This window comes from Oleomonas cavernae (genome assembly GCF_003590945.1).
GTDB classification, from domain to species: domain Bacteria; phylum Pseudomonadota; class Alphaproteobacteria; order Zavarziniales; family Zavarziniaceae; genus Zavarzinia; species Zavarzinia cavernae.
Genome location: NZ_QYUK01000011.1, coordinates 167,809 through 180,082, shown reverse-complemented (window position 1 = coordinate 180,082; position 12,274 = coordinate 167,809). Strand labels below are relative to the sequence as shown.

At 64.6% G+C, this 12,274-nt stretch carries 9 protein-coding genes and 1 pseudogene; 3 read left to right on the top strand and 7 right to left on the bottom strand.

Annotation, left to right across the window (positions count from 1 at the left end):
* Window positions 1–7 precede the first annotated feature (7 nt).
* Window positions 8–870: pseudogene (locus tag D3874_RS29955) on the top strand (IS630 family transposase).
* A 12-nt stretch (window positions 871–882) separates the two neighbouring features.
* Here D3874_RS29955 and D3874_RS04485 read toward each other — a convergent pair.
* The 7 genes from D3874_RS04485 to urtA all read right to left on the bottom strand — a co-directional run bounded on the left by D3874_RS04485 (window position 883) and on the right by urtA (window position 7,606).
* Entirely contained in the window at window positions 883–1,251 is a 369-nt protein-coding gene (locus D3874_RS04485) for a zinc ribbon domain-containing protein (RefSeq protein ID WP_119777012.1), read from the bottom strand.
* A gap of 126 nt (window positions 1,252–1,377) precedes the next feature.
* Entirely contained in the window at window positions 1,378–2,607 is a 1,230-nt protein-coding gene (gene fmdA / locus D3874_RS04480; RefSeq protein WP_119777011.1) for a formamidase, read from the bottom strand.
* 37 nt (window positions 2,608–2,644) lie between these two features.
* Complete coding sequence (urtE, locus tag D3874_RS04475) at window positions 2,645–3,334, bottom strand: urea ABC transporter ATP-binding subunit UrtE (protein WP_119777010.1); 690 nt, start codon at window positions 3,332–3,334, stop codon at window positions 2,645–2,647.
* An 18-nt stretch (window positions 3,335–3,352) separates the two neighbouring features.
* On the bottom strand, window positions 3,353–4,114 hold the full coding sequence (gene urtD, locus D3874_RS04470; RefSeq protein ID WP_119777009.1) for an urea ABC transporter ATP-binding protein UrtD: 762 nt from the start codon (window positions 4,112–4,114) through the stop codon (window positions 3,353–3,355).
* A gap of 15 nt (window positions 4,115–4,129) precedes the next feature.
* Complete coding sequence (gene urtC / locus D3874_RS04465) at window positions 4,130–5,257, bottom strand: urea ABC transporter permease subunit UrtC (RefSeq protein ID WP_119777008.1); 1,128 nt, start codon at window positions 5,255–5,257, stop codon at window positions 4,130–4,132.
* Between the two features lie 5 nt (window positions 5,258–5,262).
* A complete protein-coding gene (urtB, locus tag D3874_RS04460; RefSeq protein WP_119777007.1) occupies window positions 5,263–6,186 on the bottom strand; it encodes an urea ABC transporter permease subunit UrtB in 924 nt (307 codons plus the stop codon).
* Between the two features lie 151 nt (window positions 6,187–6,337).
* Window positions 6,338–7,606 (bottom strand): urea ABC transporter substrate-binding protein, encoded by a 1,269-nt coding sequence (gene urtA / locus D3874_RS04455; protein WP_119777006.1) that lies wholly within the window; start codon window positions 7,604–7,606, stop codon window positions 6,338–6,340.
* Window positions 7,607–7,976: 370 nt separating this feature from the next.
* On the opposite strand from urtA, the gene D3874_RS04450 reads away from it, so the two are divergent.
* Both D3874_RS04450 and D3874_RS04445 read left to right on the top strand, forming a co-directional pair.
* Window positions 7,977–11,387, top strand: a complete 3,411-nt coding sequence (locus D3874_RS04450; protein ID WP_119777005.1) for a hybrid sensor histidine kinase/response regulator — start codon at window positions 7,977–7,979, stop codon at window positions 11,385–11,387.
* Complete coding sequence (locus tag D3874_RS04445) at window positions 11,329–12,273, top strand: response regulator transcription factor (RefSeq protein ID WP_233559836.1); 945 nt, start codon at window positions 11,329–11,331, stop codon at window positions 12,271–12,273. Before D3874_RS04450 ends, D3874_RS04445 begins: the two co-directional genes overlap by 59 nt.
* Window position 12,274 lies beyond the last annotated feature (1 nt).

The following is a 12,274-nucleotide window of genomic DNA, read 5'->3' as shown; positions in this document are numbered from 1 at the left end:
CAACGACATGTTCGCTGCCCTGGTCGAGACAGGCGAGCGGCTGAAGTGCGAGACCTCACTGCGGGCCGTCGTGCTCTCTGGCAATCAGCACGGCGATCAATTGGGTGCGCCGGTTCCAGGAGACGGGGGTGTGGCCTCTGGACAGATCGGCGGACACCGGCCGCGCGCGATCCAGGGCGAGCATGAGGTGTGGTTGACGGCACGGCTTAAGGAGCGTGCCTTCACGCTGCGCGGCCTGGTGGCCGAGTTGGCGCGTGTGGGCTGAAGGTCGACTATTCCGCAGTCCTTGCCTTCATGCACCAGCAGAAGCTGACGTAAAAAAAAGACACTGGTCGCCAGCGAGCAGAGCCGCCCCGATGTTGCCCGCCGCCGGGCGCAATGGCTGAAGTTCCAGCCCCGCATCAATCCCGCGCGGCTGGAGCCCGTGCGGCATGCGCTTGAAAGCCCAGGCTCTCTTCGGTCACTAAAAGACCTCGACCTTCCTGGCCGCCCTGCGCCATGACCGTGTCGAGACGCCCTTGCTGCTCGACGGGCCGATCAACGGCGAGCGCTTCCTGGTCTATGTCGAGCAGGTCCCGGCCCCGACCCTGTCGCCCGGCGACATCGTCGTGCTCGACAATCTCGGCAGCCACAAGGGGAAAGCCGTGCGCCAAGCGATCCGTAAGGCCGGCGCTAAGCTGCTCTTACTGCCCAAGTACTCACCCGATCTCAACCCGATCGAGCAGGTCCTCGCTAAGATCAAGCACCACCTGCGCGCCGCCCAGTGCCGCACCATCAACAACCTCTCCCAGGCCATCGCGACCATCCTCGCCACCATCACCCGCAGGAATGCTAAACTATTTCTCCCATGATGGTTACAAACACACCTAAACCAATCGCGCTCTAGTGGCTGATCATCCATGGTCGTTTCGATGGGAAGGCCTTGGCTCCGTTCGGGGCCTTCACTGTCGTACTCTTCTTTTTCGTCGAAGCCCCGCAACAAGAACAGCCCGAGCGGTGCCGCCGCTTGCCGGCCTCGGCCTGCTTGGCGGCGTATTCGCCGCTAGTCAGGGGGCGATTGGCGGCCTTCTCGTTGGTTTCGAGCGCCACCCGCCGCTCGATGCCGACACAGGCCAGCATCGGCGCGGTCAGAAAGGCGCGCGGGGCATCACCCCCGCAATCGGGGCAAGGACAGGGGTTCGCCGAGGCGGCCATCGGGCGCAATTCGGTGAACGGGCCGCAATCGCGGCAATCGTATTCGTACAGCGGCATTGGGTGTCCTCTGGCAGTTCCATCCTGCGTCCTTCGACAGGCTCGGGATGAGGGGAACCTTTCCGGCAGGAAGATCCTCCGCATGGTGAGCCTGTCGAACCACACAATGCGTTGATCCCGGCCTGGTTACAGATCAGGCGACAGGGGCAGATCGATGTCGCCAGTGATGTATTTGACCGGCCCTTCGGCGTTCGGCTTGATGTCGAAGTCGAAGATTTCCGTCGGCAGCCACAGGGTGGCACAGGCATTGGGAATGTCGACCACGCCCGAGATGTGGCCCTGCACCGGCGCCGTCCCCAGGATCGAATAGGCCTGGGCGCCGGAATAGCCGAACTTCTTCATGTATTCGATGGCGTTCAGGCAGGCCTGGCGATAGGCGACGTGGACGTCGAGGTAGTGCTGCTGGCCATATTCGTCGACCGAAATGCCTTCGAAAATCAGGTAATCGCGGTAATTGGGCGTGATCGGCGAGGGCTGGAAGATCGGGTTCTTGATGCCGTACTTCGCCACGCCGCCCTTGATCAGGCTGACCTTGATGTGCAGCCAGCCGGCCATCTCGATGGCGCCACAGAAGGTGATCTCGCCATCGCCCTGGCTGAAGTGCAGGTCGCCCATGGACAGGCCGGCACCCGGCACATAGACGGGGAAGAAGATCTTGGAACCGCGGGAGAGATCCTTGATGTCGCAATTGCCGCCGTGCTCGCGCGGCGGCACGGTACGTGCGCCCGTGGCGGCGGCGGCGGCCTTGACGTCGCCCGCCAGGCGGCCCATGTGGGCGGTCGGGCCGAACGGCGGGTTGGCGAGGCCCGGCACCCGGGTCGGGTTGGTGGCGATGAAATCGACCTCGCGCTTGTTCCAGGTCTCGAGCAGCTTGGGGTCGGGCAGGCAGCCGATCAGGCCGGGGTGGATCAGGCCGGCGAAGGAGACGCCGGGGATGTGGCGCGACTTGGTGTAGAGACCGCTCAAATCCCAGATCGACTTCTGGGCCTGGGGGAAATGGTCGGTCAGGAAGCCGCCGCCGTTCTTCTTGGAGAAGAAGCCGTTGAAACCCCACAGGCTGTCGGGCTTGGCGCCCACGTCCAGCAGGTCGACCACCAGCAGATCGCCCGGCTCCGCCCCTTCGACGCCGATGGGGCCGGAGAGGAAGTGCACGGTGGTCAGGTCGACGTCGCGCACGTCGTCGGCGCTGTCGTTGTTCTTGATATAGCCGCCGGTCCAGTCATAGGTCTCGACCAGGAAATCGTCGCCCGGCTTCACCCACACCACCATAGGGATGTCGGGGTGCCAGCGATTGTGGATCATGTCGTTCTCATAGGGCGAGCTATTCAGATCCACTTTGATCAAGGTATCGGCCACGGCTTCTTCTCCCTTCGCTGGACTGGAAACTGTTCGATTACACGGCGAGGAAGCGGCTGATCGCCGCCTCGTCGACTTCCGCGCGGATGTTTTCATGCACGATGCGGCCGTTCTCGATGACCAGGATGCGGTCGGCGACATCGAGCACGAAGCTCAGCACCTGCTCGCACACGACGATGCACAGGTTGGTCATGTCGCGGATCTGGCGCAGGACCTTGGCCATGTCCTTGATGATCGAGGGCTGGATGCCCTCGGTCGGCTCGTCCAGCAGCAGGACCTTGGGATTGGTCGCCAAGGCGCGCGCGATCGCCAATTGCTGCTGCTGCCCGCCCGACAGGTTGCCGCCCCGGCGCCTGGCGAATTCCTTCAGGATCGGGAAGATGTCGTAGATTTCTTCCGGTACCTTCGACCGGCCCGAGACGATCAGGCCGGCCTCGATATTCTCTCTAACCGTCATGGTGCCGAAGATCTGGCGGCCCTGGGGGACATAGGCGATGCCCTGTTTCACCCGGGCATGGCTGGGCAGTTTCTGGACCTGCGTCTCGCCCAGGGTCACGGCGCCCGACGCCGTCGGCAGGATGCCGATCAGCGATTTCATCAGGGTCGACTTGCCCATGCCGTTGCGCCCGACCACGGCGACGATCTCGCCCGGCTTCACGGTGAAATCGAGCCCGTGGAGCACCTCGCTCTGGCCATAGCAGACTTTCAGATCGCGGACGTCCAGCATGACGTTATCCTTCCCGTCTCAATGACCCAGATAGACTTCACGCACCTTGGGATCCTCCTGGATCACCTCCATGCGCCCTTCGGCCAGGACCTTGCCCTGATGCAGCACGGTCACCCGGTGGGCGATCGATTCGACGAATTTCATGTCGTGCTCGATCACGATCACCGCCCGGCCCTCGATGATCCGGTTGAGCAGTTCCGCAGTCTTCACCCGCTCCGCCACCGACATGCCGGCGACCGGCTCGTCCAGCATCAGCAGCTCCGGGTCCTGGATCAGCAGCATGCCGATCTCCAGCCATTGCTTCTGGCCGTGGCTGAGGATTTCCGCCTTGGTGTCGAGCTGGTCCTTGAGGAAGATCGTCTCGGCAATCTCGTGGATCCGCTCGATCACCGCCGCGGTGCGCCGAAAGCCCAGCGCACCGAACACGCCGCGGCCCTTGGGGTAGGAGATCTCCAGGTTCTCGAACACCGTCAGGTCTTCGTAGATCGAGGGGGTCTGGAATTTCCGCCCGATGCCAAGGCGCACGATCTCGTGCTCCTTCATCCGGGTGACTTCCCGGTCGTGGAACTTGATCGAGCCGTCGGAAACCTTGGTGCGGCCGCAGATCAGGTCCAGCACCGTGGTCTTGCCCGCCCCGTTGGGGCCGATGATCACGCGCAGCTCGCCCTTGGAGATATAGAGGCTGAGGTCGTTCACCGCCTTGAAGCCGTCGAAGGAGACGGTGACGCCCTCCAGGGCCAGGAGGATGTCGCTTTCGACGATGGGGCCGATGGTGGTCATGGGCAATTCCTCCCGTTACTCGGCCGGCTTGGCGACAGCATTGGCCGGGGCCTTGTCGCGACGGACCATCAGCTTCGCCAGGCCAGGCCGGATGTAATCCTCGACCAGGCCGGCGACACCGCGGGGGAAGAACAGCACCACGCCGATGAACAGGCCGCCCATAGCGAACAGCCACAGCTCGGGGAACATTTCCGAGAAGGTGGTCTTGGCGGCGTTGACAATCAGGGCGCCCAGTACCGCCCCGATCAGCGACAGCCGGCCGCCCAGGGCGCAGAAGATCACCATCTCGATCGAGGGCACGATGCCGATGATGGTGGGCGACATGAAGCCGACCTGCAGGGTGAACAGGGCGCCGCCGATGCCGGCGAAGCCCGCCGCCGCGCAGAAGGCGAAGACCTTGAAATTGGCCACGTCGTAACCCGAGAACCGCACCCTCTCCTCCTTGTCGCGGATGGCGACCAGGATGCGGCCCAGCTTGGAACGCTGGATGGCGCGGGCGACGACGATCGAGGCCAGCAGCAGGGCGACGCAGACGAAGTAGAGGATGAACTTGGCGCCATCAGTGCGGATGTCCCAGCCCAGCAGGGTGCGCAGGTCGGTGATGCCGTTGATGCCGCCGGTATAGCCCTGCTGGCCGATGATCAGGATGGTCAGGACCGCGGTCACCGCCTGGGTGATGATGGCGAAATAGACGCCGCCCACCCGCCGCTTGAACATCGCGTAGGAGAACAGGAAGGCGATGGCGGAGGGCACCGCGATGATCGCGAACAGGGTGAAGCCGAAGGAATGGAACGGCTGCCAGAAGAAGGGCAGTTCGGTGATCTGGTTCCAGTCCATGAAATCGGGGATGCCGGGGGTCGACTGGATTGCGGTCGCTTCCGGGGTCGAGGCTTCCAGCTTCAGGAACATGGCGATGCAATAGCCGCCCAGGCCGAAGAAGATGCCTTGGCCCAGACTGAGGATGCCGGTGTTGCCCCAGCATAGCACCAGGCCCACGGCGACGAAGCCGAAGCACAGGTACTTGGCCACCAGGTTCAGGCGGAAACCGTCGAGGACCAGGGGCAGCACCACCAGCAGCAGGGCGGCCAGAAGGACGAAACCCAACCAGTCACGGGAGAGCGCGGAAAGCGAGAGTTTCGGCATTGCGCTTACCTCCGGATCTTGAGGACGAACAGGCCCTGGGGCCGCAGCATCAGCAGGCCGATGACGATCAGCAGCGTGATCACCTTGGCCATGGAGCCGGACAGGAAGAATTCCAGGGCGGACTGGGATTGCGAGATGGTGAAGGCCGAGGCGACAGTGCCCAGCAGGCTCTGCGCGCCGCCGAAGACCACCACCAGGAAGGTGTCGACGATGTAGAGCTGGCCCGAGGTCGGCCCGGTCGAGCCGATCATGGTGAAGGCCGCCCCGGCCACGCCGGCGACGCCGCAGCCAAGGCCGAAGGTCAGGCGGTCGATCCGGCGGGTGTCGATGCCCACCGCGCCCGACATGGTGCGGTTGGTGGTCACCGCGCGCACCTGGAGGCCCCAGCGCGACTTGAACAGGAGGACCAGCACGGCGGTGGTGATGGCGAGCGTCAGGCCCATCACGAACAGGCCGTTGATCTGTACCTCGATGGTGTCGGAGACGTTGAGCGAGCCCATCATCCAGTCGGGCAGTTCCACGCCCACCTCCCGCGCCCCGAAGGTGGAGCGGAAGATCTGCTGCAGGATGAGCGAGAGGCCCCAGGTGGCGAGCAGCGTGTCGAGCGGCCGGGCATAGAGGTGGCGGATCAGCAGCCATTCGACCACCAGGCCCAGGGCCCCGCTGGTGATGAAGGCCAGCACCATGGCCACGAAAAAGTAGGCCGGATAGGCCCAGGGCAGGTAGTTCTGGAACAGGTGCGAGGTCAGGAAGGTGACATAGGCGCCCAGGATCATGAACTCGCCGTGCGCCATGTTGATGACGCCCATCTGGCCGAAGATGATGGCGAGGCCCAGGGCCATCAGCACGAAGACCGAAAACAGGATCAACCCGGCGAAGCCCTGCATCACCAGGATCGAACTGAGCTCGGCAAACGAATAATCGAACATGGCCGCGTCACCCCATCTTGGACGTTGAACCTGCTTTCGCCCCCCTGTCGTCATGCCCGGCCTTGTGCCGGGCATCCACGCGGACACCCCAACCAACGAGTGCTCGTGGATGGCCGGGACAAGCCCGGCCATGACGGAGGAGGTTTGCGCGTTACTGGTAACCGGCGGGGAACGGGTTGGGTTCGACCAGGTCGGCGGTCTCATAGACCACGTCGTACTGGCCGTCGGTGCGGGCGCGGCCGACGCGGGTCTTGGACCACAGGTGATGGTTCTCGTGGATCCGCACGTAACCTTCCGGTGCGCCCTTGAACTCGATCCCCGGCGAGGCGGCGGCGACCTTGTCGATGTCGAAGCTGCCGGCCTTCTCGACCGTCAGCTTCCACAGCCAGGGGCCGAGATAGGCGGCCTGGGTCACGTCGCCGATGACGATATCCTTGCCCCACATTTCCTTGAAGGCGGCGACGAACTTCTCGTTGTTCTCGTTCTTCAGGGACTGGAAGTACTTCATGCAGGCATAGGCGCCGACGATGTTCTCGCCGCCGATGCCCTGGATCTCGTCCTCGGTGACCGAGATGGTGAGCAGGGTCTGCTTGTCTTCGAGGTTGAAGCCCGCGGCCTTGAGCTGCTTGTAGAAGGCGACGTTCGAGCCGCCGACGATGATCGCATAGATCACATCGGGCTTCTTCAGCTTGATCTTGTTGATCGCCGAATTGAACTGGGTGTGGCCCAGCGGGAAATATTCCTCGCCCACCACTTCGAGCTTCAGGTGGTTCTCGATGTGCTTGCGCGCGATCTTGTTGGAGGTGCGCGGCCAGATGTAGTCGGAACCGAGCAGGTAGAAGGTCTTGGCGCCCTTCTCCTTCACCACCCAGTCGAGGCCGGCGATGATCTGCTGGGTCGCTTCCTGGCCCGTGTAGATCACGTTCTTGGACTGCTCCAGGCCCTCGTAGAAGGTCGGGTAGTAGAGCATGCCGTTGTACTGCTCGAACACCGGCAGCACCGCCTTGCGGCTGGCCGAGGTCCAGCAGCCGAACACCGAGGCGCACTTGTCGTTGACCAGCAGCTTCTTCGCCTTCTCGGCGAAGGTCGGCCAGTCGGAGGCGCCGTCTTCCTGGATGAACTTGATCTTGCGGCCCAGCACGCCGCCCATGGCGTTGATCTGTTCGATCGCCAGCTTCTCGGCCTGGACCGAGCCGGTCTCGGAGATCGCCATGGTGCCGGTCACCGAATGGAGAATGCCGACGGTGACTTCCGTGTCGGTCACGGCCAGGCCGGTCGCGTTCACCTCGGACGTGGTCAGGGCGAAGCTGGGGCTGGCGCCGAAGGCCGCCATCGCCGGCAAAGCCGCCATACCCTTGAGGATTTGCCGCCGCAGCGGCGATTGAGGCCCGTGTTTGTCGTTGCTGTCGTCGGTCGCCATGCGCCCCTCCTTGGATTGATCCTGGGGTCATGGTCGCGGCCCATTGTGCGCCGCAACATACGTCGATCTACGTATAGGCGGCGCCGTAATGACGCATCACTGTTGCGTAGTCGGCGCGGCAAAAGCGCGTAGGCGCCGAACGATGTTGCGATGCAAGGTAGGCGCCGCAATGATGGTTCGCTCGATCGCCCTCTCCGCCGCTTGCGGGGGAGAGGGAGGGGACCCGACGCGATTGCGGCGGGGAGGGTGAGGTGGTGGTTGGGAAGGACGAGCTCTATGCCACCGACCCACCTCTCCCAACCCTCTCCCCCCAAAGGGCGGAGAGGGCTTAAGAGGGAGTCTGTTGTCTGCGTATCTGTTAGGGCTAGGGATGTCGGCACGTCAGCGCATCGTCCGGGTGCGCCGCCAGTACAACCAATGGGTGGCGAACCAGACACTGGAAGACTATGCGTTGCGCTTCACCGCGAAGGGGGCACGGCGCTGGTCGTCCTTCCGCGTCGCCAACACCGCCCTGGGCGCCATCTCCTTCCTGGCGCTGGAGGCGATCGGCGGGGCGATCACCCTGTCCTACGGCTTCACCAATGCGACCACGGCGATCCTGGTGGTGGGCCTGCTGATCGGCCTGACCGGCATCCCCATCACCTATTATGCCGCCCGCTACGGCGTCGACATCGACCTGCTCACAAGAGGCGCAGGGTTCGGCTATATCGGCTCCACCCTCACCTCGCTGATCTATGCCTCCTTCACCTTCATCTTCTTCGCGATCGAGGCCGCCATCATGGCCTCGGCCCTGGAGATGATGTTCGGGCTGCCCACCTCGGTCGGCTATATCGTCTGTTCGCTGGCGGTGATTCCGGTAGTAACCCACGGCATCACCCTGATCAGCCGCTTCCAGATGTGGACCCAGCCGTTCTGGATCGTGCTGCACCTGATGCCCTTCGTGTTCCTGGCCTATTCGGGCAGCGACGTCTTCACCGCGTGGCAAGGCCACACCGGGCGCCACGGCCCGACGGACGGGGGCTTGGACCTCATCGCCTTCGGCCTCGCCGCTTCCGTGGTGTTCTCCCTGGTTGCCCAGATCGGCGAGCAGGTCGACTTCCTGCGCTTCCTGCCGGCCGAGGGACGGCGCGGCAAGGGCAGGCTCGGCTGGTGGGCCGGGCTGCTGGCCGCCGGGCCGGGGTGGATCGTGCTGGGCCTGCTGAAGATGCTGGCGGGCTCGTTCCTCGCGGTGCTGTGCCTGGCCCAGGGCGTGCCGCTGGACAAGGCATCCGAGCCGACCGAGATGTACCTGGTTGCCTTTGGCACCATGTTCCACGACCCCGCGGTGGCGCTGGGCGTCGCCGGCGCCTTCGTGGTGCTGTCGCAGTTCAAGATCAACGTGACCAACGCCTATGCCGGCTCCATCGCCTGGTCGAACTTCTTCTCGCGCCTGACCCACAGCCACCCCGGCCGCGTGGTCTGGCTGGTGTTCAACGTCGCCATCGCGCTGATGCTGATGGAACTGGGAGTCTACCAGGCACTGGAGGAAATTCTCGGCCTCTATTCGGTGATCGCCATCGCCTGGGTCGGCGCCATCGTCTCGGACCTTGTGGTCAACAAGCCCCTGGGTCTCAGCCCCAGGCATATCGAATTCAAGCGCGCCCATCTCTATGACATCAACCCGGTCGGCGTCGGCTCGATGCTGTTTGCGACCGGCGTCGCCTCGATCTGCCTGTTCGGCGTCTTCGGCGCCACCTTGCAGGCGCTGGCCCCCTTTGTCGCGCTGGGCGTCGCCTTCACCACGGCGCCGCTGATCGCCGTCGCCACCAAGGGCCGCTACTACATCGCCCGCACGCCGCGCCAGAACTGGCACAACCGCAAGATCATCGCCTGCTGTATCTGCGAACATGAATTCGAGCCGGAGGACATGGCCTTCTGCCCCGCCTACGAGGGCGCCATCTGTTCCCTGTGCTGTTCGCTCGACGCGCGCTGCAACGACGATTGCAAGGACAAGGCCCGCTTCCCCGACCAGATCCTGTCCCTGCTGGCGGCCGTCCTGCCCGGGCGCCTGGTCGATCGCCTCAATTCCCGCCTGGGCCACTATATCGGCGTCCATGCCCTCACCGCCGGGGTGATCGGCCTCACCCTGTGGCTGGTCTATTTTCAAAGTGCGATCAACGGCGGCGGCCACAACGCGGCCCTGGCCAGCACCCTGTGGTCGATCTTTTTCATTCTGTTCATCATCACCGGGGTCGCCGCCTGGCTGTTCGTCCTGGCCCAGGAAAGCCGGCGCGTGGCCGAGGAGGAATCGGCGCGCCAGAACACCTTGCTGATGCAGGAAATCGAGGCGCACAAGGTTACCGACGCCAAGCTGCAGAAGGCCAAGGAAGCGGCCGAGGCGGCAAACCTGGCCAAGACCCGCTATGTCGTGGGTATCAGCCACGAGTTGCGCACACCGCTCAACGCCATCTTCGGCTATGCGCAATTGCTGGACCGCGACCCGGCCATGCCGCCCCACCGCCAGGACGCGGTGAAGGTGATCCGGCGCAGCGCCGAGCACCTGACCGGCCTGATCGAAGGTCTGCTCGACATTTCCAAGATCGAGGCCGGGCGCCTGCACCTGCACCGGGACGAGGTGCACCTCGACGAGTTCCTGGAGCAGATCGTCGGCATGTTCCGCCTGCAAGCTGCGGGCAAGGGTGTGGAGTTCATCTTCGAGCGGGCCGACAGCCTGCCCAAGGTCGCCTTCACCGACGAGAAGCGCCTGCGCCAGATCCTGATCAACCTGCTGTCCAACGCCATCAAGTTCACCAGGGAGGGCCACGTCGCCCTGCGCGTCCGCTACCGCAACCCGATGGCGGAATTCGAGGTCGAGGATACCGGCATCGGCATTCATGCCGACGACCTGGGGCGTATCTTCGACCCCTTCGAGCGCGGGCGTCAGCCCAATGTCTATGCGGCCCTCGGCACCGGCCTAGGCCTGACCATCACCAAGCTGCTGACCGAGATCATGGGCGGCGAGATCGCCGTGACCAGCAGCTTCGGCAAGGGCAGCCGCTTCCGCGTCCGCCTGCTGCTGTCGGAGTCCGGCCGGCCGGCGGAGGCCGCCACCGACAAGGATCCCTCGATCTACGGCTATCTCGGGCGGCCGCGCACGGTGCTGGTGGCCGACGACGAGATCGACCACCGCGACCTGATCCAGGATTTCCTCTCGCCCGTCGGCTTTACCGTGTTCGGCGCGCCGGACGGCGCCAGTTGCCTGGAACTGGCCGCCATCGCCAGGCCGGATATCGTCCTGCTCGACATTTCCATGCCCGACATGAACGGCTGGGACGTGGCGCGGCGCCTGCGCGAGACGGCCGGCGCCGGCCCCCGCATCATCATGATCTCGGCCAATGCCAACGAATACCGGCCGGGCGGCGGCGAGATGGATGTGCATGACGATTTCCTGGTCAAGCCCGTGCATCTGCGCCGCCTGTTCGATTCGATCGGCCGCCTGCTGAACCTGACTTGGACCCACGAGAACCCGGTGGCAGCGGAAGCGGCCGAAGCGGCGGCCGTCCGTGCCCGCTTCCTGGGCAGCCAGCTCCCGTCCGAGCGGCACCTGAACGAACTGCTGAAGCTGGGCGAGATCGGTTACGTGCGCGGCATCCAGGCCAAGCTCGACGAGATCGACCAGCAATATCCCCAGGCCCAGGCCTTCACGACCGCCATGCGGTCCATGGTGAAAGGATTCGCGCTCGATGAATACATGGACATCCTGCGTCGCCTACCGGCCGACCGAGACCATGAAGGCGCGTGACATCGTCCTCGTCGTCGACGACTCGCCTGGAACGCTCGGCATGCTCACCGACGCGATCGAGGAGGCGGGCCTCACCGTGCTGGTCGCCGTCGCCGGCCATGCCGCCTTGAGCCTGGTCGAGAAGATCACCCCCGACGTGATCCTGCTCGACGCCATGATGCCGGGCATGGACGGCTTCGAGACCTGCAAGCGCCTGAAACAGGTGAAATCGATCGCCCATGTCCCCGTCATCTTCATGACCGGCCTGAGCGAGACCGAGCACATCGTCCACGGCTTTGCCGCGGGCGGCGTCGACTATGTCACCAAGCCAATCTCGCCCGACGAGCTGGTGGCCCGCATCCGGGTGCACCTGGCCAATGCCCGCCTGACCCAAAGCGCACGGGCCGCGCTCGATGCCACTGGCCGCTATCTGCTGGGGGTCGACCCGGAAGGTCACATCCTGTGGTCGACGCCCCAGGCCAATCGCCTGCTCACCAGCACGCAGGCCGATTATCCCGGCCAGTTGATCGGCGAGACCGCGCAGTGGCTGGCGGCACTGGCGGGCGGCGCCAATGTGCCGGCGCAATTCACCCCGGCGCCGGGGGTGGACGGGCGGCGGCTGCAATTCGGCTTTGTCGGCCGCACCGGCCCCGACGAATTGCTGTTGCAACTGGCCGAGTTGAACCAGCCGGCACCCGAGCAGTTGCTGCGCGACCGCCTGGGGCTCACTGCCCGCGAGGCCGAGGTGCTGACCTGGCTCGGCCGCGGCAAGTCGAACCGCGACATCGCCGAGATCCTGGGGCTGAGCCCGCGCACCGTGAACAAGCACCTGGAGACGATCTACGACAAGCTGGGTGTCGAAAACCGCACCGCTGCCGCCATGCTGGCCCTGCGGACCCTGGAATAGG